This is a genomic window from Streptomyces sp. NPDC043867 (genome assembly GCF_056435845.1).
On the sequence record NZ_JBWKDS010000014.1, the window covers coordinates 16581 to 40578 of the forward strand.

At 71.4% G+C, this 23998-nt stretch carries 18 protein-coding genes; 6 read left to right on the plus strand and 12 right to left on the minus strand.

What is annotated here, in order from left to right:
- Positions 1 to 121 precede the first annotated feature (121 nt).
- Both AC069T_RS16030 and AC069T_RS16035 read right to left on the minus strand, forming a co-directional pair.
- Positions 122 to 1819 (minus strand): Ig-like domain repeat protein, encoded by a 1698-nt coding sequence (locus tag AC069T_RS16030; RefSeq protein WP_478783330.1) that lies wholly within the window; start codon positions 1817 to 1819, stop codon positions 122 to 124.
- Positions 1820 to 2035: 216 nt separating this feature from the next.
- Positions 2036 to 3868 (minus strand): phosphoenolpyruvate carboxykinase (GTP), encoded by a 1833-nt coding sequence (locus AC069T_RS16035; protein WP_478783331.1) that lies wholly within the window; start codon positions 3866 to 3868, stop codon positions 2036 to 2038.
- Between the two features lie 326 nt (positions 3869 to 4194).
- On the opposite strand from AC069T_RS16035, the gene trhA reads away from it, so the two are divergent.
- The 3 genes from trhA to AC069T_RS16050 are packed head-to-tail and all read left to right on the plus strand — an operon-like array spanning position 4195 to position 5930.
- Positions 4195 to 4899 (plus strand): PAQR family membrane homeostasis protein TrhA, encoded by a 705-nt coding sequence (gene trhA / locus AC069T_RS16040; protein ID WP_478783332.1) that lies wholly within the window; start codon positions 4195 to 4197, stop codon positions 4897 to 4899.
- Between the two features lie 22 nt (positions 4900 to 4921).
- Positions 4922 to 5161 carry a helix-turn-helix domain-containing protein gene (locus AC069T_RS16045; protein ID WP_478783333.1) on the plus strand — a complete coding sequence of 80 codons (240 nt, stop codon included), beginning with the start codon at positions 4922 to 4924 and terminating at the stop codon, positions 5159 to 5161.
- Between the two features lie 43 nt (positions 5162 to 5204).
- On the plus strand, positions 5205 to 5930 hold the full coding sequence (locus tag AC069T_RS16050; RefSeq protein WP_478783334.1) for a Mut7-C RNAse domain-containing protein: 726 nt from the start codon (positions 5205 to 5207) through the stop codon (positions 5928 to 5930).
- Position 5931: 1 nt separating this feature from the next.
- On the opposite strand, the gene AC069T_RS16055 is transcribed toward AC069T_RS16050, so the two are convergent.
- The 5 genes from AC069T_RS16055 to AC069T_RS16075 form a co-directional block, all read right to left on the minus strand.
- On the minus strand, positions 5932 to 8343 hold the full coding sequence (locus AC069T_RS16055) for a galactose oxidase-like domain-containing protein (protein WP_478783335.1): 2412 nt from the start codon (positions 8341 to 8343) through the stop codon (positions 5932 to 5934).
- On the minus strand, positions 8340 to 9548 hold the full coding sequence (locus tag AC069T_RS16060) for a glycosyltransferase (protein WP_478783336.1): 1209 nt from the start codon (positions 9546 to 9548) through the stop codon (positions 8340 to 8342). The genes AC069T_RS16055 and AC069T_RS16060 overlap by 4 nt, the downstream gene beginning before the upstream one ends.
- Positions 9545 to 11182 carry an ArnT family glycosyltransferase gene (locus tag AC069T_RS16065; RefSeq protein WP_478783337.1) on the minus strand — a complete coding sequence of 546 codons (1638 nt, stop codon included), beginning with the start codon at positions 11180 to 11182 and terminating at the stop codon, positions 9545 to 9547. Before AC069T_RS16065 ends, AC069T_RS16060 begins: the two co-directional genes overlap by 4 nt.
- The gene (locus AC069T_RS16070) at positions 11179 to 12441 is read right to left on the minus strand and encodes a glycosyltransferase (protein WP_478783338.1); all 1263 of its coding nucleotides are present in this window, start codon (positions 12439 to 12441) and stop codon (positions 11179 to 11181) included. Before AC069T_RS16070 ends, AC069T_RS16065 begins: the two co-directional genes overlap by 4 nt.
- 189 nt (positions 12442 to 12630) lie before the next feature.
- Positions 12631 to 14667 (minus strand): thioredoxin domain-containing protein, encoded by a 2037-nt coding sequence (locus AC069T_RS16075; protein WP_478783339.1) that lies wholly within the window; start codon positions 14665 to 14667, stop codon positions 12631 to 12633.
- Between the two features lie 195 nt (positions 14668 to 14862).
- Between AC069T_RS16075 and AC069T_RS16080 the strand changes: the two genes are divergently transcribed.
- Positions 14863 to 18081: a tetratricopeptide repeat protein gene (locus tag AC069T_RS16080; RefSeq protein ID WP_478783340.1), complete on the plus strand. Its 3219-nt coding sequence runs from the start codon at positions 14863 to 14865 to the stop codon at positions 18079 to 18081.
- A gap of 105 nt (positions 18082 to 18186) precedes the next feature.
- Here the strand turns inward: AC069T_RS16080 and AC069T_RS16085 are convergent, their stop codons facing one another.
- Positions 18187 to 18420 carry a hypothetical protein gene (locus AC069T_RS16085; protein WP_478783341.1) on the minus strand — a complete coding sequence of 78 codons (234 nt, stop codon included), beginning with the start codon at positions 18418 to 18420 and terminating at the stop codon, positions 18187 to 18189.
- Positions 18413 to 19294 (minus strand): mycothiol conjugate amidase Mca, encoded by an 882-nt coding sequence (gene mca / locus AC069T_RS16090; protein WP_478783342.1) that lies wholly within the window; start codon positions 19292 to 19294, stop codon positions 18413 to 18415. Before mca ends, AC069T_RS16085 begins: the two co-directional genes overlap by 8 nt.
- A 176-nt stretch (positions 19295 to 19470) precedes the next feature.
- Here mca and AC069T_RS16095 point away from each other — a divergent pair, with 176 nt between their 5' ends.
- Together AC069T_RS16095 and greA are read left to right on the plus strand one after the other, a co-directional pair.
- Complete coding sequence (locus AC069T_RS16095; protein WP_478783343.1) at positions 19471 to 19872, plus strand: DUF4307 domain-containing protein; 402 nt, start codon at positions 19471 to 19473, stop codon at positions 19870 to 19872.
- Between the two features lie 219 nt (positions 19873 to 20091).
- Positions 20092 to 20589 (plus strand): transcription elongation factor GreA, encoded by a 498-nt coding sequence (gene greA / locus AC069T_RS16100; protein ID WP_478783344.1) that lies wholly within the window; start codon positions 20092 to 20094, stop codon positions 20587 to 20589.
- Positions 20590 to 20665: 76 nt separating this feature from the next.
- On the opposite strand, the gene AC069T_RS16105 is transcribed toward greA, so the two are convergent.
- The 3 genes from AC069T_RS16105 to ilvA all read right to left on the minus strand — a co-directional run bounded on the left by AC069T_RS16105 (position 20666) and on the right by ilvA (position 23964).
- Positions 20666 to 21523 (minus strand): ABC transporter permease, encoded by an 858-nt coding sequence (locus AC069T_RS16105; RefSeq protein ID WP_478783345.1) that lies wholly within the window; start codon positions 21521 to 21523, stop codon positions 20666 to 20668.
- The gene (locus AC069T_RS16110; protein ID WP_478783346.1) at positions 21520 to 22530 is read right to left on the minus strand and encodes an ATP-binding cassette domain-containing protein; all 1011 of its coding nucleotides are present in this window, start codon (positions 22528 to 22530) and stop codon (positions 21520 to 21522) included. The genes AC069T_RS16105 and AC069T_RS16110 overlap by 4 nt, the downstream gene beginning before the upstream one ends.
- 204 nt (positions 22531 to 22734) lie before the next feature.
- Positions 22735 to 23964, minus strand: a complete 1230-nt coding sequence (gene ilvA / locus AC069T_RS16115) for a threonine ammonia-lyase (RefSeq protein ID WP_478783347.1) — start codon at positions 23962 to 23964, stop codon at positions 22735 to 22737.
- Positions 23965 to 23998 lie beyond the last annotated feature (34 nt).

Below are 23998 nucleotides of genomic sequence, written 5' to 3' on the forward strand. Positions count from 1 at the left end.
TCTCTCGGCGCCAAGCGGCGCGACCTCCGCTGTCAGCGCCGGCGCACCACGACCTCGGCTCTCACGCGCCGGCGCACCATGGCCTCCGCTGTCAGCCCCCCGCGCACCACGGCCTCGGCTGTCAGCGCCTGCGCACCACGACCTCCGCCGAGGCCGTCGCCCCCTCGTGCAGGGCGTCGCCCGCGTAGCTGACGGTGTAGGTGACCGTCCGCGTGGTCCGCGGCAGGTCCTCGACGGTGAACGCGCCGTCCGCCCCGACCGCCACCGACGACAGCGCGCCGGAACCGAGCCGGTCGGTGCGCCGCACCTGCACGGAGGCACCGGCCTCCAGGGCCCGCCCCTGCCAGGTCAGCGTGCCCGTGATCCGGACCCCGCCGTCCAGGGTTGCCTCGCCCGGGGCTTTCAGCGTGAGCGCCGTCGGCGCCTTGGCCACCGGGACCGTCAGGCTGACGTCCCCGGCCGGCCGGTGGGTCAGGTCCCCCAGGTACGAGACGGTGTAGGTGGCGTCCCCCACCGCGTCCGGCTCGTCGAGCACCGTGAAGGTGCCGTCCGCCTTGGCCTCCACGGCGGCGAGCCGGTGCGTGCCGTCCGCGTCGGTGCGTACGGCGGAGACCTTCACCGGTTCCACCGGAGCGGTGCCGTCCAGGGTGAGCCGGCCCCGGACCGCGAGCGGCTCCCCCACGACGGCTCTGCCGGGCGAGTACGTCAGACCGCCGGTGAAGCGGGAGTCGTACTGGGCGGCGGGCGGCTGGATGACGTGCAGCCAGTACTCGCTGCCCGCCGCGTCGGTGGTGACGGCGAACAGCCGCGTCCCGTCCTTGGACCAGCCCAGTCCGCGCGGGGCGACCCGGTTGCCGTCGAGGCTGCCCTCGAAGGCGAACTCCAGCGGCGCCGCCGTGCTCTGCGGGTCGGCCTTCTGCACGAGCAGGTCGGCCGTGCTGCCCGGGGCGGCGGCGCCGCGGGCGAGGTAGGTGCCGTCGCCGCTGAAGGCCACCGCCGACGCCGTGGCGCCGGCGGGCAGCGCCCCGTAGGAGCCGGCCGCGTCGGACAGGTCTGAGGTGTTGAGCAGCCTCGTCCCGTACCCGGCGTCGGCGACCGCGAGCAGCTTGCCGTCCGCCGAGACCGACATGTCCTTGAAGTTCAGCGCGCCCTTGCCGTCGCCGTCCGCGAACCGCCGGGCGGCGCCCCGCACCAGGGTGTCGCCGCCGGTGTCGAACGACGTGAGGAAGGGGTCGCTCTCGCCGCCGCCGGGCGGCTGCCCCATGAACAGCCGGTCCGGGGCGCCTTCCCCGGTCGCCAGCTGGAGCCGTCCGCCGGCGGACCACTTGGTGTCGTACGCGGTGCCCCCGGTGACGCCGAAGACGCTGTTCGTGTACGAGTGGCAGTCGCCGGTGTTGTAGTTCTGCGTGTACCAGACCTTGCCGCCGGAACGGGCGACCTGGCGCCCGCAGTAGGCGTACCAGGGCGTGTAGGCGTAGACGCTCCTGGTCAGCGTCTGCGTGTCGTAGGCGGCGATCATCTCGTAGTTGGACGCGTAGAGCGTGCCGCCGTCCTCGCTGAGCGCCATTCCCGAGACCGGGCCGCTGGACGACAGCGTGGTCACCTTGCGGCCCGCGAAGTCGTAGACCTGGATGGCGCCGTCGGTACTGCTGCGGCTGTCCTCGGTGAGGTAGACCCGTTCGTGCGCGGAGTCGATCACCATGGCCGAGTAGGAGGAGATCGGCAGCTTGGCCACGGAGTCCGTCGCGGCGAGCGCCTCGGGTGCCGCGGCCACCGTCAGGCCGGCCCCCGCCATCCCGAGTGCGGCCAGCACGGCCACCGTGCGCCCACGACTGTGTGCGGTTCTCAACTGTGCCCCCCACAGGCTGGATCGAGCGCCCCGCTCGTGACGAGCGGGGCGCCTGGAGGGGCATGAAACAGCCGCGTGGATCGCCGGGGCAAGGGGTTGCCCGGTGCGGCGTGTCGTCGTCACCGCGGCCGGCCTCGACGACGTCGCAGGTCAGGGCAACAGGCCGGCCGCGGAGCAGTGGGGGCGTCAGCCCAGGCGCTGCACCAGCGCGCGGTACTCGTCCCACAGTTCGGTGGGCGTGTGCTCACCGAAGGTGTTGAGGTGCTCGGGCACCAGAGCCGCCTCCTCGCGCCACACCTCCTTGTCGACCGTGAGCAGGAAGTCGAGGTCCGACTCGGACAGTTCCAGCCCCTTGGTGTCCAGCGCGCCCTTGGCCGGCAGCACACCGATCGGCGTCTCGACGCCCTCCGCCGTACCCTCCAGGCGCTCGACGATCCACTTCAGCACGCGGCTGTTCTCGCCGAAGCCGGGCCAGACGAACTTGCCCTCGTCGTTCTTGCGGAACCAGTTGACGTAGTAGATCTTCGGGAGCTTCGAGGCGTCCTTGTCCTTGGCGACGTCGATCCAGTGGCCCATGTAGTCGCCCATGTTGTAGCCGCAGAACGGCAGCATGGCGAAGGGGTCGCGGCGCAGCTCACCGACCTTGCCCTCGGCGGCGGCGGTCTTCTCGGAGGCGACGTTCGCGCCGAGGAAGACGCCGTGGTTCCAGTCGAAGGACTCGGTCACCAGCGGTACGGCGGTGGCGCGGCGGCCGCCGAAGAGGATCGCCGAGATCGGCACGCCCCTGGGGTCCTCCCACTCGGGCGCGATGATCGGGCACTGTGCGGCGGGCGTCGTGAAGCGGGCGTTGGGGTGGGCCGCCGGGGTGCCGGACTCCGGCGTCCAGTCGTTGCCCTTCCAGTCCGTCAGGTGGGCGGGGGTCTCCTGCGTCATGCCCTCCCACCAGACGTCGTTGTCGTCGGTGAGCGCGACGTTGGTGAAGACTGAGTTGCCCCACAGCGTCTTGATCGCGTTGGCGTTGGTGTGCTCGCCGGTGCCCGGGGCGACGCCGAAGAACCCGGCCTCGGGGTTGATCGCGTACAGGCGGCCGTCCTCGCCGAACCGCATCCAGGCGATGTCGTCACCGATCGTCTCGACCGTCCAGCCGGAGATCGTGGGCTCCAGCATGGCGAGGTTGGTCTTGCCGCAGGCGCTCGGGAAGGCGGCGGCGACGTACTTCGGCTCGCCCTGCGGCGGGGTCAGCTTCAGGACGAGCATGTGCTCCGCGAGCCAGCCCTCGTCGCGCGCCATGACGGAGGCGATGCGCAGGGCGTAGCACTTCTTGCCGAGGAGGGCGTTGCCGCCGTAGCCCGAGCCGTAGGACCAGATCTCGCGGGTCTCCGGGAAGTGCGAGATGTACTTGGTGGAGTTGCACGGCCACGGCACGTCCTTCTCGCCCTCCGCCAGCGGCGCCCCGAGCGTGTGCACGGCACGCACGAAGAAGCCGTCGGAGCCGAGCTCGTCCAGGACCGGCCGGCCCATGCGGGTCATGGTGCGCATGGACACCGCGACGTAGGCGGAGTCGGTGATCTCGACGCCGATCGCGGCGAGGTCGGAGCCGAGCGGGCCCATGCAGAACGGGACGACGTACATCGTGCGGCCGCGCATCGAACCGCGGAAGACGCCGCCCTCGCCGTCCCGCCCCTGGAAGATCTCCCGCATCTCGGCGGGCGCCTTCCAGTGGTTGGTCGGGCCGGCGTCCTCCTCCTTCTCGGAGCAGATGAACGTCCGGTCCTCGACGCGTGCGACATCGGTCGGGTCGGAGGCGGCGTAGTAGGAGTTGGGGCGCTTGATCGGGTCGAGCTTGCGGAAGGTGCCCCTGCGGACGAGCTCCTCGCTCAGTCGCTCGTACTCCGCCTCGGATCCGTCACACCAGACCACACTGTCCGGCTGGGTCAGTTCGGCGATCTCGTCCACCCACGAGATCAGTTCCTGATGCTGGGTGGGGACGTCGGTGGGAGCCGCGATGTCGCGCGCCACGATTGCTCCTAAATGAGGGGTTTTGTTGTTGAATGCCCCTTGGGGGCCGCGACCCGGATGCTTCACGGTGATGGATCATGGGCGCTCATCCGGTGCCGACCGCACTCATTTGATCATCCGACGCCGCCGCCCATATGTCCAGAGGGCCGCCCACCTGAGCGGCGTGAGCATCGCCACTCCGCCCGAGGTTTCCCCGCGCGCATCCCGGGCTCCTCCCCGACCCCTCCTCGGGGACCCCCGGCGTCCCGTGAGACGCTGGCCACTGCCGACCGCCCAGTACGCCGTACTGACGCGTAACTTACGGTGCCGTAGGTACGATTGGCCGCATGACTGCGCCCGTCCCCGACGTGCCCACGGACTCGCCGCCCGCCGGCCGCGGCCCCGTCGAGCTCCCCCTGCCGCACCCCGTCAAGCCCCGGCTCCGGGGCTGGCTGCACCTGGGAATGTTCCCGGCCGTGCTCGTCGCGGGCCTGCTGCTCACCGCCCTCGCCGACTCCGGCCGCGGCCGGCTCGCCTGCGGGATCTACACACTGACCGCCTGCCTGCTGTTCGGCGTGAGCGCCGTCTACCACCGCGGTGACTGGAGCCCGCGCATGGACGGCGTGCTGCGCCGGCTCGACCACGCGAACATCTTCCTGATCATCGCGGGCACCTACACACCGCTGACGATGCTGCTGCTGCCCGGCGCGAAGGGCCAGTGGCTCCTGTGGGGCATCTGGGGGGCCGCCGCGGCCGGCATCCTGTTCCGGGTGTTCTGGGTCGGCGCCCCGCGCTGGCTCTACACCCCCTGCTACATCGCCATGGGCTGGGCGGCGGTCTTCTTCCTCCCCGACTTCCTGCACGCGGGCGGGGTGGCGGTCCTCGTCCTGGTCGTCGTCGGCGGCCTGCTGTACAGCGCCGGCGGCGTGATCTACGGACTCAAGCGCCCCAACCCCTCCCCCCAGTGGTTCGGCTTCCACGAGGTCTTCCACTCCCTGACCCTCGCGGCGTTCGTCGCCCACTACATCGGCATCTCGCTGGTCGCCTACTAGGACCTGTCCGACAATCTGTTCCATGGCCGCCACCGCACACCGCCCAAGACCAGGACCCGGGCCGCGATCCGCGATCCGCGACGCGACGTTCCGGCTGATCGAGCAGCAGGGGTACGAGGCTGCCACCGTCGAGCGGATCGCCGAGGCGGCCGAGGTCTCCCCGTCCACGGTCTTCCGCTGCTTCCCGGTCAAGGAGGACATCGTCCTCGCGGACGGGTACGACCGCGCCGTCCACGTCCTGGAACACGGCCTCCCCGCCTGAAAACCCGGAGGCCACATGCGTTCCCCCGTGGCATCCTGACCCGGTGAACGGACCGGAGATCCACGTCGAATTCGCCCCCGAACTGGGCCTCTTCGTGCCGCCCCCGCGCCGCGCCGGCGCCACCGGCGTCGTCACCGACGGCGCCTCCACGCTCGGCCACGTCGTCGAGTCGCTCGGCGTCCCGCTCACCGAGGTCGGTGCCCTGGTCGTCGACGGCCGGGAGGTGCCCGTGTCGCACATCCCCGCGGCGGGCGAGTCCGTCCACGTGCGGGCCGTCCGGCGCCCGCAGTCCGTACCCGGAGCGCCGCTCCGTTTCCTCCTCGACGTCCACCTGGGGACCCTGGCCCGCCGGATGCGCCTGCTCGGCGTGGACACCGCCTACGAGTCCACCGACATCGGCGACCCGGCCCTCGCCACCCGCTCCGCGGCCGAGCGGCGCGTCCTGCTCAGCCGGGACCGCGGGCTGCTGCGCCGCCGCGAGCTGTGGGCCGGCGCCTTCGTCTACAGCACCCGGCCCGACGACCAGCTCCGGGACGTCCTGAGCCGGTTCGCCCCCGCCCTGAACCCCTGGACGCGGTGCACCGCGTGCAACGGCCCGCTCCGGGAGGCGACCAGGGAGGAGCTCGCCGGCCGGCTCGAAGAGGGCACCAGCCGGTCGTACGACGTCTTCGCCCAGTGCGCGGAGTGCGGGCGCGCCTACTGGCGGGGCGCGCACCACGACCGCCTGGAAGCCATCGTGGGACGCGCCCTCGCCGAGTTCGGAAGCTGACCTACGGCTTCCGCAGGTCCCCCTTCCCGCAGGCCACTCCGTTCCCGTCCCGGTCCAGGCCCAGCGGGTCGTCCCCGCCGTTGACCCTCAGCCGGCCGTATTCGTTCGTCTTCAGCCAGCCGCAGCGGGCGTCCGCCGTCTTCCGCACCCCGTCCGGGAAGACCGTCGGCACGCAGACGTTGACCGACCCGTAGTGCCGGTCGCAGCCGGAGACGGTGGGGCCGACCTTCTGCGAGGCCCGCTTCCGCCCGGGTTCCCGGACGGTGCCCTCCAGCGAGCCGGCGAAGGCGTGGACGTGCGCCGAGGGGGCGTCCGCGGCCAGCGCGGACGGCCCCTGGAGGTGCACCCACTCGGCCACCGACGGCACCCCGTTGGCATCGACCGCGAAGAGCATGTACCAGCCGGGCGGCGCCAGGTTCGGGTTGCTCGTCACGTTCAGGTCGACGTTGTTCCCGTCCACGCTCAGCGGCAGGTCCACGAAACGCTGGTTCGGGTCGGAGGAGTGCGTCACCGCCGCCGGCCTGATCAGCTCCGCCCTGGCGACCGGCCGGTCGACCGTGATCCGCTGGGTGTCGCCGTACACCCACTCCTTGTCGATCACCGAAGTGATCGCCGGGCGGGGACCCTTGAGCAGATACGGCGGGGTGTAGACGGACACGTCGTGGTTCCAGGTGCCGTTGCCCGGGTTGTCGCCCGTCGTCATCACCCGGCCGTCGGGCAGCAGGAACGCGGACGAGTGGTAGCCGCGCTCCTCCGGGTCGGGCGTCACCGGATCGAAGGCCGAGGTCGCCGGATCGAAGATCGACGACTCGTAGACCGGGTCCGCCCGGTTGTGCAGGGCACCGCCGGTCTCCAGGACCTTGCCGTCCGGCAGCAGGACGGCGGAGACGTACATCTTGCCCTGGGCGCCGGTCTGCTCCGCCTTGCCGTTGCCGAGGTCGACCTTCCCCTGCGGGATCTGCGGGCCCGCGACGTACGCCGGGTCGGCGGACTTGAGGTCGATGATGTCCGTCAGCCGGTTCGCGTCCGGGTTGGAGTCGATGTTGCCGCCGCCGAGCGTCAGCACCTTCTGGTCCTGGGCCGGCGGCAGCAGCACGCTCGCGGACTGGTCGCGCTCGTCCTTGTTCCGCAGCCCCGGGACCGCGGTCGTCGTGTTGGCGTCGTAGTCGTAGACCGCCGAGCCCGTGCCCGGGGTGCCGTTGCCGAAGACATGGCTGCCCGAGTAGAACAGGCGGCCGTCCTGCATCAGGATCATCGACGGGTACAGACCCCAGAACGACCAGGTCTGGTTGACCTTCCACAGCGGCTGCCACCGCCGCTCGGCGTCCGACCAGCGCTCGGCGGTCACCGACCCGGTGGAGTCCTCGCGCAGTCCGCCGAAGGAGAGCACGTCACCGTTGCCCAGCACGGTCGCCGACGGGTACCAGTGCCCGTCGTTCATGTCGTTCGTCCTGCTGTACGTCTCGGTGACCGGGTCGAAGAGGTACGAGTCCCGGTACCCCTCGTAGCCGTGCCCGCCCGCCACCCCGTACGCCTTGTTGCCGCTCATCACCAGCACCCGCCCGTCGGACAGCTGGACGTGCCCGGCGCAGAACATGTCCTTCGGCGTCGGGACGACCTTGTACGTGCCCCGCACCGGGTCGTACACCGCGGAGGTGAACGTGCCCGCCTGGAACATCTCCTCGCTGTTCCCGGAGCCCGCGATCAGCAGCACCTTGCCGTTGTTCAGCACGACGGAGTGCATGGACCGGACCGGGTTTTGGGTGGGCAGCACGTCCCACCTCCCGTTGGCGCACTGGTCGGCCGTGCCGGTGCACCGGACCGGCGGCGGCGCCTCGGCGACCTGCTCCATGCTGTAGTCGTCGGTGGTCACGGACCCGGTGCCGTAGACGGAGACACCCCACGTGATGCGGTCGGTGCCGGCCGGCACCGCGGGCGTACGGACCGACGCCTCGGTCCAGCCGCCCGCCATCTGCAACGTCTTCAGGTCGGTCCAGTACTGCCAGCCCGCCGTCGCGTCGTGCCGGAAGAGCGTGAGGGACACGTCCGGGGTCGTCGACCGGTACCAGAGCCCGAGGTCGTACTGCCTGCCCGCCGTGACCACCGGCGCACAGGCCGCGCTCTCGGTGATCAGCGCCTTGCGGTCACCGTCGGCACGCCGGGTCAGCTCGACCTTCATCGCTTTGCTGCCGGAACGGGCGTCCGCGACGGTGGAGAAGGTGAAGTCGTTGTCGCCCCAGCCGGACTTCTCCCAGCAGTACGGCATCCCGTCCGTGCCCGCCGTCTCGAAGCCCGGGTTCCCCACGAGGTTCGCCGCGGCGGCGGGCTGCGGCGAGACCAGGAGCAGTCCCGCGGCAAGACCCGTCACGGCCAGCAGGGACGTCCTGCGCCGTGCCCTGAAACGGAACGTCATGCGGCTCTCCCCACCGTGCGGTCGCGGCCCTCGCGCTTCGCCCCGGGGCCCCGGCGCGGCAGATAGACCAGCGCCTCGGTCCCCGCGAAGCGCAGGACGAACGTCATCACCAGCGCCAGCGCGGTGGCGGACAGCGCGCCCATCCCGAACTCGCGCACGAACAGCGCGATCAGCGGGATGCGCAGCACCAGATCGGCGTTGGCGAGCAGCACGAACCGGCCCGTACGGTCCCACCCGTTGCGATGCCTGCGGCGCTCGCGGAACAGCAGATGCTCGATCAGCAGGAAGTTCCAGACGACGCCGAACTGGTTGGCGACGATCTCGGCCGGCAGGTAGTGCAGTCCGGCGGCCGTGAGCGCGTACAGACCGAGCAGGTTCGGCAGGAACCCGGTGGCGCCGATCAGGCCGAAGGCCACCATCCGGGCGACGGGTGAGGCGGTGCGCAGCCCGGCCAGGTGGCGCAGGAAGCGAAGCCCCTCCCGCGCCGTCGACTTGGACTCGCCCGCGTACCGGTCCTGGAAGACGAACGGCACCTCGGTGACCTCGCGGGGGCGGCTGCGCACCGCGAGTTCGAGGAGGATCTTGTAGCCGAGCGGCTGGAGGATGTCCGCGGTGACCGCGCTGCGCCGGATGGCGAAGAAGCCGCTCATCGGGTCGCTGATGCCCCGCAGCCTGCCCGGGAACAGCGACTTGGTGAGCCAGGTCGCACCGCGCGAGACGGCGACGCGGTAGCCGCCGGCCAGCCCCGCACGGCTGCCGCCCTCGACGTAGCGGCTCGCGACGACGAGCCCGGCCGACGCCCGCTCGCCCGTGGCCACCAACTCCGGTACCAGGGACGGCGGATGCTGGAGATCGCCGTCCATGACGACGATCCAGTCGGAGGTCGCCGCCTTCAGCCCCTCGACCACGGCGCCGCCGAGACCGCCCACGGGCTCCTCCCGGTGCAGCACGGTGACCGGGAACGGGCAGTCCTGCGCCGCCCGGGAGATCACCTCGGGGGTGTCGTCGGTGGAGTCGTCCACGAAGACGACCTCGCAGGGCAGCCGGGCCGGCACCGACTCGGTGATGCGGCGCAGCAGTTCGCGGACGTTCGCGGACTCGTTGAAGGTCGGCACGACGATGGTGACGGCGCCGGGCTCGGGCACCTCGGCGGCGCGGACCGCCGAGGTGCCGAGCTCCTCGGGGACGGTGGACTCGTAGCTCATCGGGGACCTCCCACGGCCTGGATCCGACGGATCTCGATCCGGTCCTCGCCGGTGCCGAAGGTGGCGACCGGCGTCGAGTGCTGCATCGCTGCCGCGACGTTGGGCAGGTCGGCGGCGTCGCGCCGTACCGTCGGGGAGGCCACCACGTAGTCGAGGTCGCGCCAGCCGCCCGGCATCGTCCTCGTCACCGCCGGGTCCAGGTCGGCCTTGTAGAACCAGATGACGCCGAGCCCGGGCCGGTACCCGTCGTGCACCAGGTCGAGCCAGAGGGCGTCGTCGACGAGGACCCGGGTCCTCCCGGGGTTCTCGACCCGCGTGGTGAGCCAGTGCGACGCGGCCCGGTAGGGGGCGTTCGCGTCGGCGGTCACCGCGGTGCGGTCGCCGTCGTACCAGCGGGGCACGACGTACAGGGCGGCCGCCGCCGCCAGCAGGACCGCCGTCGCCCGGCGTCCCCAGGTGACGTACGGCCTCTCCGCGGTGCTCCGCCGCCGGCGCAGCACCGCGTGCGCCACACTCGCGGCGCCTCCGGCGAGGACCAGCGCGAGGAAGGGCAGCGCCTGGATGACGTACATCGCGGGCAGATAGCCGTTCGGCCGCAGTGCCACCAGGGCGAGGACGCCGACGGTGAGCGCCGGCCCGGCCAGCGCGCGGGCGGTCACCGACCAGCGCCAGGTGAGCATGAGCAGCACGGCGCCCGCGAGACCGCCGAGGGGCAGGACACGGTCGTAGTACAGCCAGGACCGCAGCACCCCGTTCGAGCCGGAGCCGGGGTCGAGGATGAAACCGGAACCGGGGCGGCTCATCTGGTACGTGATGCCGTCCCACAGCGAGACATGCCCGGAGCCGGGGAGCAACTCGCCCTTGAGCAGGGCGAAGAGCGGATACGCCAGGCCGATCAGGACGCAGGCGGTGACGGCTCCGGTGAGGGCGAACTTGCGGGTGTCGCGGTGGCCGTGGCGCCACATGGTGACCACCAGCGCGGGCAGGACGACCAGCATCGTCTCCTTGGTGAGCACCGCCGCCGCGGCTGCGACGCCCGCCCCGAAGTGGTGCCACAGATGACGGTTCGGCGAGGCGGCCAGGCAGAACGCGAGCAGCGTCCACATCACCGCGATGTTGTCCAGGAAGATCTCGCGCTGGAGCACGACCGACAGCGGCGACAGCCCGAAGATCGCCATGGCGAGACCGGCCGCCCAGCGCGGCAGCCGCAGCCGCCGCGCGAGGACGTACAGAAGAACCGCGCTCGCGGCGCTGACCAGCAGCATCATCATCCGCATCGGCCCGACCGCCATCAACGACGGGCTGATCTTCGCGGGGATCCAGGTGAGTGCCGCCAACTGGATCCAGCCGAGGGGCGGGTGGTCGTACCAGTACGTGTAGTGGGCGAGCCCGCCGCCCCGCTGCACGGCCCACGCCTGGGCGAGGTAGGTGCCCTCGTCGTCGCTGAGGGTCGGGTAGTCGGCGATGTTCCAGCCCTGCACGACCATGATCGCCACGAGCAGCAGCCCGCAGAGGACCAGATCGGACCGCGAACGGCGAAAACGCGGGACCGGAAGGACCACGGGAACGTATCTGGGCGCGCGAGGCCGCTGCGCGGGGACCGTGCCGGTCACCGCGGGAAGGGTGGAGGTCACGCAGGAACGTCCTCTCGGATCGCTTCGGTGAGATGCGCACCTACATGACTGGTCAACTCCCAGTCGCTGCGGCCCCGTTGCTCCCGCCACACCGCGCGGACGGCCGCCCCCGCGAGAAGCACCTGGTAGAACGGCCCGCCGGCGACGAGCTTGAGGTAGTGCACGAACCGGACCCGCAGCCCGTACTGCTTGCCGAAGTCGTGCAGGCCGACCAGCTCGAAGACGAAGGTGACCATGGCGGTGACCGCCGGCAGGAAGGTGATGAAGGCGATGCCGACCGGCACGTCGAGGAAGAGCGCGACGGCCACGTTGAGCGGGATGATCACCCCGGAGACGGCCTGCAGATACGGCGTCATCAGCGTGTAGCGGGCGAGCAGCCGCTGCCCGAATCCCGGCAGCTGCTTCCAGTCCCGTTTGCGGTAGACCTGGAGGAATCCCTGGTTCCAGCGGGTGCGCTGCTTCAGCAGGGACACCAGACTGCCCGGTGTCTCCTCCCGCGTGACCATGTCGGAGTCGTACGCGACGACGACCTTCTTGCCGACGCTGGACAGCCGTACCCCGAGGTCGCAGTCCTCGGCCAGGCAGTCCGGGTCCCAGCCGCCGGCCTCGCGCAGCACGTCGGTGCGCACGAAGACGGTGTTTCCGCCGAGCGGAATGAACCCCTTCTGTGCGTGCAGATGCAGCCGCGACCGGAACCAGAAGAAGTACTCGAGGCAGTTGCGCAGGCTGTACCAGCTGGAGTGGAAGTTGATCAGCTGCACCCCGCCCTGCACGACGTCCGCACCCGTGGTGCGGAACGCGTGGTCGACGTGGGCGAGCAGCTCCGGATGGACCTGGTCCTCGGCGTCGAAGACCCCGACGACCTCGCCGCGGCAGTACGGCAGCGCCGTGTTCATGGCCCTCGGCTTGTTCTTCTTCTCGTGGGTGTCGACGACGACCCGCACGCGCGGGTCCCGGGCCTCGGCCCGGCGGGCGACCGCGGCGGTCTCCGGGTCGTCGTGTCCCACGATGACGATGATCTCGTAGTCGTCGTGGCCGGACTCGAGCAGGCGCTGGATCGTGTGGTCCAGCACGGCCTGCTCGTGCCGCGCGGGCAGCAGCAGCGAGAAGGACAGGCCCTCCCCGCCGTCCGGTCTGCTGAAACGGGTGGAAGCGAGCACCTCGGGCGTACGCCACGCGTGCATCTGCCACCACAGAGTGAAGGCGGCCATCCAGAACAGAGCCAGTGAAACGGCAGCGATGAAGACAGACGTGAGCAACAGATCCCCCCAGATCCCCAAACCCCGGTCGCGACGGCGAGCCGTCAACCGTCGCGTCACCGTGAGGAGACTAGGGGGGAACTGTGAAGCCCGTACGCTGTTCAGATAAATAGAGTGTTTCGGAACGCTAGGCCGAGTAAGCGCATGTATGCGACTACGTCGGAAGTTACCGGTCCAGATCCGCCTGATTCAGTCAGAGACCGCGTTCCCCAGCGCCTCCCGGAGCCGCTCGACGTCGGACGTCGGAGCGTCACAGGTGAAGTTGCGGCAGACGTACGCGGCCGGTTCACCGTCCAGGAGCGGCCGGTCCGCCAGCAGCGGCAGTTCGTCACTGCCAGGAGCTCCCACGGCGACCACCGCCCCCGGCGCCGTCCCCAGCAGAGCCGCACGGTGCAGGGCCCTTGTCGCCTCGGCCTCCGCCGGGCCGACGACCGCGACCTCGCGGGGCCCGTCGAGCAGCGCCTCCGCCACCGAAAGACCCCAGCCCACGAAGCGCGGGGCGCGCGGCCCGAGCGTCCTCACCACACCCAGCGCCCGCTCCGCCGCGGTGCGGTGGGGCTCGGCGCCGGTCTGCGCCGCGTACGACAGCAGGGCACCGGCCGCCGCGCTCCAGCCGGAGGGCGTGGCGTTGTCGGTGGGGTCCTGCGGCCGGCGGATCAGACGCTCCGCGTCGGCCGCGGTGTCGAACAGGGCGCCCGACTCGGCGTCGGCGAACTGCGCGAGGACATGGTCGAGCAGGAACCCGGCGAACTCCAGCCAGACCCCCTCGCCGGTGACCGACGCCAGCGCGAGGAAGCCCTCGGCGACGTCCGCGTAGTCCTCCAGCACCCCGGCGTGGGCACCGGCCCGGCCGTCCCTGCTGGTCCGCGCCAGCCGGGCACGGTCGTCCAGGTGCAGCCGTACGAGGAGGTCGGCGGCGCCGATCGCGGCCTCCACCAGGTCGGGACGCCCGAAGTAGGCCCCGGTCTCCGCGAGCGCGGCGACCGCCAGGCCGTTCCACGCGGCGACCACCTTGTCGTCGCGGCCGGGAGCCGGGCGCCGCGACCGGGCGGCGAGCAGACGCTCCCGGACCGACGCGATCCGCTCCGCGTCGAACACCTCTTCCTGCTGCGGGAGTTGCAGGACCGAGGCGCCCTCCTCGAAGGTGCCCTCCTCGGTCACGCCGAAGTACCGGGCGGCCAGTTCCGCGTCGTCCCCGAGGACGTCGCGGAGCTGCTCCGGCGTCCACACGTAGTACGCGCCCTCGACGTGCCTGCCGGTCCCGTCGTCGCTGTCCGCATCGAGCGCGGAGGCGAACCCGCCCTCGGCGGTGCGCAGTTCGCGCACCATGAAGTCGGCGGTCTCCAGCGCGACCCGCCGCGCGAGACCGGACCCGGTGGAACGCCACAGGTGCGCGTAGACGCGGCACAGCAGGGCGTTGTCATAGAGCATCTTTTCGAAATGCGGGACTTTCCAGTCGCGGTCCACCGAGTAGCGGGCGAACCCGCCGCCGAGCTGGTCGTAGATGCCGCCCCTGGCCATCCGCTCGCAGGTGTCCCGCGCCATCTGCAGGGCGCCCTCGGAACCGGTGCGGGCGTGATGGCGCAGCAGGAACTCGATCACCATGGACGGCGGGAACTTGGGCGCTCCGCCGAAGCCGCCGCGCTGCTCGTCGTACTCCCGGGTCAGCCCGAGCAGGGCACCGGCCAGTTCCTCCTCACCCGGCGCCCCGGTGCCGCCGTAGTTCAGCTCCCGGCCCGCGAGATCCCGCACGATCTTTCCCGCGACCTCGGCCACCTCGGCGTGACGGTCGGTCCAGGCACCGCGCACGCCCTCCAGAACCTGACCGAAGCCGGGCATCCCGTGGCGGGGCTCGGGCGGGAAGTAGGTGCCGAAGTAGAAGGGTTCCGCGTCGGGGGTGAGGAAGACCGTCATGGGCCAGCCGCCCTGCCCGGTCGCCGCCTGCACCGCCTCCATGTACACGGCGTCGACGTCCGGCCGCTCCTCGCGGTCCACCTTCACGCTCACGAAGTGCTCGTTCAGGTACGCGGCCGTCGCCTCGTCCTCGAAGGACTCGTGCGCCATGACGTGGCACCAGTGGCAGCTGCTGTACCCGACACTGAGCAGGACGGGCACATTGCGCCTGCGCGCCTCGTCGAAGGCCTCGGCCGACCAGGGCCACCAGTCCACGGGGTTGTCGGCGTGCTGGAGCAGATACGGGGACGTCTCATCGGCCAGTCGGTTCACCCGTCCACTCTCCCACGGTGTCCCGTGCGGGGCAGAAGCACGGCTTCACCCGGCGTGCCTTCGCCGCGGTACGGCCCGTACCCGCGCGGGCGCCCCGGCGACGGGCCGCGCCAATGATCGCCGGTCCTCTGTCGCTCCCGCCCCGTACCAAGGACACTCATACGCACAGGAGTTGCCGCCGGAGGGGGACATCAGATGCGGGACAGCCATCGGGCGGACGCCGAGCGGCTGTTGGGCCGTGCCGTGGAGGAGGAGGTGCGGCGGTCGGGCGGGCGCACCGACGGGGCCGTGCTGCTGTCGCGGGCGCGCGGTGAGCTGGACGCCATGGCCCGGACGGCCGCGGAGGAGTACGAGGCGTACACCCGCGCGCTCGACGAGGCGGCGGCGGTCGAGTCGACCTTCGGGCAGCGGTACGCCCGGGCGGGCGCCGGCCCGGCGGTGCTGGTCGCGGGCGTCGCCGCGCTGGCGGCCTGCGTCGCCGACCTGGCGCTGGGTACCGGCGCGGGGACGGCCCTGGGTGCCGGGGCCGTGGCCGGCGCGGCCGGGGCGGCGGTCACCGTGGTGAAGGTGACCGCCTCGCATCTGCCCGCGGCGAGCCGCAGCGCGGGCGCCCGGAACCAGCCAGGCGGCGCCGAACAGCTGCGCCTGCAGTGGCTGACCGCCCTGGAGATACGCGGGATCCGGCCCTTTCTCGACCAGCAGCGGGTGCTCAGCGCGTCCGCCGGGGCCAAGCAGGGGGCTCCGCAGCTGCGGCGCACGGACAAGAGCGCCGCCGCCCGCAGGCGCACGGTCCTGGACCAGTCCTTCAATCAACTCCCGGAGCGGGACCCGGTGTTCACCGGGCGCAGGCAGGAGCTTTCGCGGGTGGCGCAGTGGGTGCACGCGGCCCGCGCGAGTACGGAGACCAAGCCGACGGTCGTGGTGCTGCACGGCGCCCCCGGCTCCGGCCGCAGCACCCTGGCGGTGCGGGTGGCGCACGAGCTCCGGGACCAGTTCCGGGGCGCGTGCGTGGTGGACCTGCGGGGTGACAGCGGGGAGGAGTCGCCGCTGTCCACGCGCGACGCGCTGCTGCATCTGCTGAACCGGCTCGGGGCGCCGCGCGAGCAGCTGCTGTTCCGGGAGCGTTCCTCGGCGGACCAGCAGGTGAGGCGGCTGAGCGAGCTGTACCACCAGCATCTGACGGGGCTGCCGGTCACGATCGTGCTGGACGACGCGTCCGACGCCGAACAGGTCCGCACCCTGGTCCCGGAGCGGTCGGACAGCCTGGTGCTGGTCACCGCCCGCACCCCCCTCGCGCTGCCCGCGGATCTGGCCGCCCGGGTGCACCATCTGCCGCTGGAGGCGCTGGAGGCGGGCAGTGCCGAGGAGCTGCTGAACGCGGCGGCGCAGGACCCGTCGGGGCCGTACGACGCCGAGTCCTGCGACCGCGTCCGGGAGCTGTGCGGCGGCCTGCCGCTGGCGCTGCGCATCGCGGGTTCCTCCCTCGGTCCGCGCACCGCGCGCCAGCTGGCCACGGACCTCGGGGCGTACGGTCCGGTCGAGCCGGTCGAGCGGGTCCTGTGGCTGCGCTACACCGACCAGTCGGAGACGGCCAGGCGGCTGCTGCGGCGGCTGGCGCTGGCGGGGCGTGCCTCGCTGGGCGCGGCAGCGGCGGCGTCGCTGCTCGCGACGGACGAGCAGGACGCGGCCCGTCAGCTGGCCGCGCTCGCGCGGGCGGGCCTGATCGGGCATGTGCGCGGCAGCCGCTACCGCCTGCACGACGTCGTGCGGAGTTTCGCGCAGGCGCGTCTGCTGGACGAGGAGGATCCGGCCGAGCGGACGGCGGCGCAGGAGCGGCTGATCGTGAACTACGGGGAGCTGGCCGACTCGGTGATCCGCCTGGTCGACGGGAAGACGTCGACGCGTGCGGACTCCGCGTTCCACTCCAGCGCGGTCGGCCCGCACGGCTTCACCTCGCTCGACGCGGCCCTGCGCTGGCTGGACGACGAGTCGAGCTTCATCACGGCGGCGCTGCGCCATGCGGAGGGCGTGAACCAGGCGGCCGTGCTCAATCTGCTCGGCGCGCTGTGCGACTACTGCCTGCTGCGCGGTGATCTGTACCGCCTGGGCGAGATCAGCGAGCTGACCCAGGCCGTGGACCAGGGGCTGCTGGTGCGGTCGGTGCAGTGGCGGACGGGTATCGCGGCCCGTCAGCTCGGTGAGCTGGACAAGGCGCGGACGACGCTGTCCTCGGTCGTGGACCTGTACTTCGAGGCGCATCACGACGCGGGTGCGGCCCGCGCGCTGTGCTCCCTGGGGATCACGCTGCACCACCAGGGCAATCTGACGGAGGCGGCGGCGCGGCTCCAGGAGGCCATGGATCTCCAGGCCGCGCCGGAGCTGGCGGGTGACCGGGCGTGGACGATGCACGCCCTGGCGGCGGTGGAACGCGACCGCGCCCGGCTGTCCGCGGCGCTGGACCTGCTCACCGAGGCGCTGGTGCTGCACCGGGAGAGCGAGTCGGTGCACGGCGAGGCGTGGGCGCACTTCCAGCTCGGTCAGCTGGGGCTGCGCATGGGCGACGTTCCGCGCGCCGAGCGGGAGCTGCGGGAGGCGCTGGATCTGTACGTCCGTACGCGCGACGGCCGCGGTGAGGCGTGGGCGCTGACGCAGCTGGCCCGCGCCCGGCTCGTCGGCGGTGATTCCTCGTCCGCGGTCGACGGTCTTCGGCAGGCGGCCTTGCGCCACCGGGACAACGAGGACGCGCGCGGGGAGGCGTGGACGGTGTACTACCTGGGCCAGGCGCTGGAGGAGACGGGGGATCTGGATCACGCGGTGCGTGAGCTGGAGCGGTCCCGGACGATGTTCTCCCGGATGCGGGACGTGTACGGCCTGGCCTGCGCCCGTCATCACTCGGCGCGGGTGACCCGCGACCAGCGGGCCGCCCAGACCGGCTCCCTGCGGAACTCGGGCTTCGCGCGGCAGCTCCTGGTGGACGCCCGCGCTGACTTCCATCGCATCGGGGTGGCCCACGGCGAGGCGTGGACGTGTCTGGAGCTGGCGGTGGTGGACGCGGGCAATGCCCGGACTCCGCAGGCGCTGTCCCTGTGCGACGAGGCGGTCGGTCTGTTCACGTCGTACGGCGACCGCCGCGGCGAGGACTGGGCCCGGTTCCTGCGCTGCACGCTGCTGCCCTACGGGGCGCCGGGCGGTTCCGAGATCGGCAGCGCGGTGGCGCAGGAGGAGCTGGCCCAGCTGGCCCGCTCACGGCATCCCGCCCGGGACGGGAAGCTGGACGAGTACGTCGAGGCGTACCAGTTGCTGCTGGAGCGGGGCGTCAGCCTGGAGGCGGGCTGGCAGGCCTGGCGGCTGGGCATGGTCCCCGACCGGCACGCCCGCGAGGTGATGGGCGTACCGGTGACGACGCGCCGGTAGCCCGGCGGCACCGTGCCGTCCCTCTCCCGCGCCGGAGGGGGACGGAGGGTGCGGACGGGCCGACGGGCGGGGCGGGTGGTCTCAGCCCTGCCGGGGCTCGGCGGCTCAGGCGCCGGGGGGCGTCTGGCCGGCGGGGGTCTCCGCCGTCTCGGGGTCCTCGAAGTCGACCTTCCGCAGTTGGCGGTTCATCGACTTCATCAGGCCCCAGACGGCCAGGGCCATCACCGCGAACACGATGAAGCCGAGGACACCGGGGGTGACCTTGTTCTCGTCGACCTCCTTGGCGAGGGAGACGAGGTTCGTCATTGCCAGGCTTGCGCTTGCGCTCATGTCAGGCATTGTCGCGGATGCCCGCAAAGAGGTCGTCCTCGGGGAGGGACGTATCGACGAGGGACTTGGCGAGCTCGTACTCCTCGGTCGGCCAGACCGCCTTCTGGAGCTCCATGGGGACCTTGAACCAGCCGCCGTCGGGGTCGATCTGCGTGGCGTGCGCGATCAGTGCCTTGTCGCGGATCTCGAAGAACTCCGCACAGGGGATGTGCGTGGTCAGCGTGCGCTCGACACGCTCGAACTCCGACCAGCGCTTCAGCCAGTCCCCGTACGGCGACTCCAGGCCGCGGTCCAGCATGGCCTGGTGCAGCGCCTCGGTGCGCGGGCGGTTGAAGCCCTGGTTGTAGTAGAGCTTCTGCGGCTGGTACGCCGGGCCGAACTCCGACTCGGGGTACTTCTCGGCGTCGGCCGCGCCCTCGAAGGCCACCATCGAGATCGTGTGGGTCATGATGTGGTCGGGGTGCGGGTAGCCGCCGTTCTCGTCGTACGTGGTGATCACCTGCGGACGGAACGAGCGGATCTGCTTCACCAGCTCGCCGGCGGCCTTGTCGACGTCCTCCAGCGCGAAGCAGCCCTCGGGGAGCGGGGGCAGCGGGTCGCCCTCGGGCAGGCCGGAGTCGACGAAGCCGAGCCACTCCTGCTTGATGCCGAGGATCTCGCGGGCCTCGTCCATCTCCTTCTTGCGTACCTCGTGGATGTGCTCCTCGATGTACGTGTCCCCCTGCAGTTTGGGGTTGAGGATGGAGCCCCGCTCCCCGCCCGTGCAGGTCACGACCAGTACGTCCACCCCCTCGGACACGTACTTCGCCATGGTGGCCGCGCCCTTGCTCGACTCGTCGTCGGGGTGGGCGTGCACGGCCATCAGTCGCAGCTGGTCAGTCAAGACTCAATCCTCAGTCAGTCGGCTGTCGCCTGGTCAAGTCGTCGGTCGGCGCCCGGCGTGGATCGGCGTGGTGGGCGGCTTCTATAGTGACGGAACAGGGGGGCGAAAAATTCCGGGGCCCGGCCCCGGGAGCCCCTGCCGGGACTTCCGCTCCGGCCCCCTGCGAGAGGACGACCATGACTACGGCGAGCACGCGGCTGCCCGAGGGCCGGTACGGCCGCTCCGCGGACGAGCGTGCCGACCGCAGGCTCAAGGTCATCGGCTCCGTGCTGGGCGTGGCCCTGCTCGCCCTCGTCGGCTGGTTCGCGTACTACTACGTGGGCGGCAGCAGGATCAGCGCCGAGGTGATCACCTTCAGTGCCGTCTCGGACGAGGCGGTCGAGGTGCATCTGGAAGTGCGCAAGGACGCGGACGCGAGCGGCTACTGCACGCTGCGTTCGCAGAGTGCGGACGGTGCCGAGGTGGGCCGTGCGGACTTCCGCTTCGGCGGGCACTCCTCGCGCATCGACAAGGTCGTCACGCTGCGGACGACGGCCCGCGGCACCACGGCTCAGCTTTTGGGCTGTCACGCCGGCTGAGCCGGGTCCTGCCCGGCGGCGACCGGCGGCGAAGCGCGGCGACACAGCTCGTCCGGCATGTACTGCTTCCGCACTGACCTGCGCCGACGTTATTCTGATGCCTTATGTCCTCCCCCTTCAGCCGTTGAATTGTTAGGCTCGTGGTTTCGCCCACCCGAGAAGGAACATTCTTCTGGGTAGGGCGATGCTTTGTATTCCCAGTACCTACGAGGAGCACCTGTGACCCAGACAAGCGAGAACGTCACCTGGCTGACCCAGGAGGCGTACAACCAGCTCAAGGCCGAGCTGGAGTACCTGTCTGGTCCTGCGCGCACGGAGATCGCCGCCAAGATCGCGGCAGCGCGCGAGGAGGGGGACCTGCGCGAGAACGGCGGGTACCACGCGGCGAAGGAGGAGCAGGGCAAGCAGGAGCTCCGAGTGCGCCAGCTGACCCAGCTCCTGGAGAACGCCAAGGTCGGCGAGGCTCCCGCGGCGGACGGTGCGGTCGCGCCCGGCATGGTCGTGACCATCGCCTTCGACGGTGACGAGGACGACACCCTGACGTTCCTGCTCGCTTCCCGCGAGTACGCGAGCACCGACATCGAGACGTACTCGCCGCAGTCCCCGCTGGGCTCCGGCGTGAGCGGCAAGAAGGTCGGCGACGAGGCCGAGTACGAGCTGCCGAACGGCAAGCGGGCCTCGGTGAAGATCCTGAAGGCCCACCCGTACCAGGGCTGAGCCCGGCGGCCACGGTCTCGACGAAGCCCCCGGCGTCCGTCGCCGGGGGCTTCGTCATGCATGCGTCACGCTGATGTCAGGCGGTGGCGGACCGGTACTTGCGGACCGCCAGGGTGCGGAAGATCAGGATGATCAGGACGGAGTAGATCACCGAGGCGAGGACGGGGTGCTGCATCGGCCAGGCGTCGGACTGCGACTGGCCGGGGTTGGCGAAGAGCACCCGGCAGGCCTGGACGGTGGCGCTGAACGGGTTCCACTCCGCGATGTGCCGCAGCCAGGGCGTCATGTTCGCGGAGTCCACGAACGCGTTCGAGATGAACGTGACCGGGAAGAGCCAGATCAGGCCGCCGGAGGTGGCCGCCTCGGGCGTCCGCACGGAGAGGCCGATGAGGGCGCCGATCCAGGTGAACGCGTACCCGGAGAGCAGCAGCAGTGCGAAGGCGCCGAGCACCTTGGCCGCGTTCGTGTCGCCGTCGGAACCCACCCGCCAGCCGACCAGCAGGGCGACGGCGGCGAGGACGAGCAGGGTGAGCGCGGTCTGGACGAGGTCGGCGAGCGTACGCCCGGTGAGCACCGCTCCGCGGGCCATCGGCAGCGAGCGGAACCGGTCGATGAGTCCCTTGTGCATGTCGTCCGCGATGCCCGCTCCGGCGCCCGCGGTGGCGAAGGTGACCGTCTGGGCGAAGATGCCGGCCATCAGGAAGTTGCGGTAGTCGACGGCGCTGGTGCTGCCGCCGATCCGCATGGAGCCGCCGAACACGTACGAGAAGAGCACCACGAACATGACGGGCTGGATGAGCCCGAAGATCACCATTTCCGGGATGCGGGACATCCTGATCAGGTTGCGTCTGGCGATGACGAGGGAGTCCCGCACGGACTGGATCAGGGCGTTGCTGGGAGCCGCGGGCTGCACGGCGTCGGTGGCGGCGCTCACTTGGCGGTCTCCTCGGGGTGCTTGCGGCTCTTGACGGCTCCGGCCGGCGCGGCGTCCTCCGCCCGCTCCTCGGCGAGATGGCCGGTGAGCGAGATGAACACGTCGTCCAGGGTGGGGCGGCGCAGACCGATGTCGTCGATCTCGATACCGCGGGCGTCCAGCTCGCGGATGACCTCGGCGAGGAGCTTGGCGCCGCCGGACACCGGGACGGTGAGCTTGCGGGTGTGCTCCTCGACCGCGGTCTCCCCCTTGCCGAAGCCGCGCAGCACCTCGGAGGCGGTCGCGATGTGCTCGCGGTCGTGCACCACGACCTCGACCCGCTCGCCGCCGGTCTGCGCCTTGAGCTCGTCGGAGGTGCCGCGGGCGATGACGCGGCCCTGGTCGACGACGCAGATGTCGTGCGCGAGGTGGTCGGCCTCCTCCAGGTACTGGGTGGTGAGCAGCAGCGTCGTACCCCCGGAGACCAGCTGCTTGATGACCTCCCACAGCTGCTGGCGGTTGCGCGGGTCGAGGCCGGTCGTCGGCTCGTCCATGAACATCACCGGCGGCGAGACGACCAGGGCCGCGGCCAGGTCGAGCCGGCGGCGCATACCGCCCGAGTACGTCTTGGCGGGGCGGTCGGCGGCGTCCGCGAGGCGGAACTGCTCCAGCAGCTCGGCCGCCCGCGCCTTCGCGGGCTTCGCCCGCATCTGGTAGAGCTGGCCGACCATCTGGAGGTTCTCCCGGCCGGTCAGGTACTCGTCGACCGCGGCGAACTGTCCGGACAGGCCGACCGAGCGGCGCACCGCGTCGGGGTGCTTGAGCACGTCGATGCCCGCGACGACCGCCCTGCCGCTGTCGGGCCGCAGCAGGGTCGTCAGACAGCGGACGGTGGTGGTCTTGCCCGCGCCGTTCGGCCCGAGCAGGCCCAGCACGGTGCCCTCCGGGACATCGAGATCGACGCCGTCCAGAGCCTTGACGTTGCCGAAGGTCTTCACCAGGCCTTCGGCATAGATGGCGCCTGGCATGTGAGGTCTCCCAAAACAGTTGGAGAATTCCTACGGAAAGATCCTAGGTTTGCGTGGTGTGCGCCGCTCGACGGACGCGATGTCACTCTCCTGGGCGAAAAACGTCGCGTCGCACGGCCACAGGTGTGGCGAGGGACACACAGTATCGCGATGTATCGCGTCTCACAACAGGTTTTCCCGGCCCGGTCCGACGGGGTGCCGGCCTCAGTCGATGACCGTGTAACCCGCCGTGCGCAGCGCCCTGTTGACCTCGGCGCAGTGCTCGGGCCCCTTCGTCTCCAGGTGCAGCTCGACCTCCACCTCCGTGAGTCCGAGCCGCGGGTCGGTCCGTACGTGGCTCACGTCGAGGACGTTGGCGTCGGCCACCGACAACACCCCGAGGAGCGTCGCCAGGGCGCCCGGCCGGTCGGTCAGCCGCAGCGTGACAGCAAGATAGCGGCCCGCCGCGGCCATGCCGTGACGCAGGATGCGCTGGATCAGCAGCGGGTCCACATTGCCGCCGGAGAGCACCGCGACGACCGGACCCTCGAAGGTGCCCGGCTCACTCAGCAAAGCCGCCACCGGGCTGGCGCCGGCCGGCTCGACGACCAGCTTGGCCCGCTCCAGGCACAGCAGCAGCGCGCTGGACAGATGGTTCTCCGAGACCGTGCGCACGTCGTCCACCAGGTCGTGCACGATCCGGAACGGCACGTCGCCCGGCCGCCCGACCCTGATGCCGTCGGCCATCGTCACCGGGTTCGCGACCACCGTCGGCCGCCCGGCAGCCAGCGAGGGCGGGTACGCCGCGGCCCCCGCCGCCTGCACACCCACGATCCGTACGTCGGGCCGCAGCGCCTTCACCGCGGTCGCGATCCCGGCGATCAGCCCGCCGCCGCCCATCCCCACGACGATCGTGCGGACCTCGGGGCACTGCTCCAGGATCTCCAGGCCGACCGTGCCCTGCCCGGCGATGATGTCGGGGTGGTCGAACGGATGGATGAACACGGCCCCCGTCTCGGCCGCGTACTCCTGGGCGGCGGCCAGCGTCTCGTCGACGACCTGCCCGTGCAGCCGCACCTCCGCGCCGTACTCGCGCGTGGCCGCGACCTTCGGCAGCGGGGCGCCGGAAGGCATGAACACCGTCGAGCGCACGCCGAGCAGCGAGGAGGCGAGGGCGACGCCCTGCGCGTGGTTCCCCGCGCTCGCGGCGACGACACCGGCGGCGCGCTCCTCGGGGAGCAGGCCCGCGATCCGCACGTACGCGCCGCGCAGCTTGAAGGAGCCCGTCCGCTGGAGGTTCTCGCACTTGAGGTGCACCGGCGCGCCGACCAGCTGGGACAGGTGCCTGCTGCCCTCCATGGCGGTCACCCGCGACACGCCGGAGAGCATCTTCTGCGCCCCGCGTACGTCGTCCAGGGTCACCGTCGGCAAGGAGTCAGCCGTGCTGTAGCTCATGACCACCAGTCTCGCAGTTCACAGCGTGCCGCTC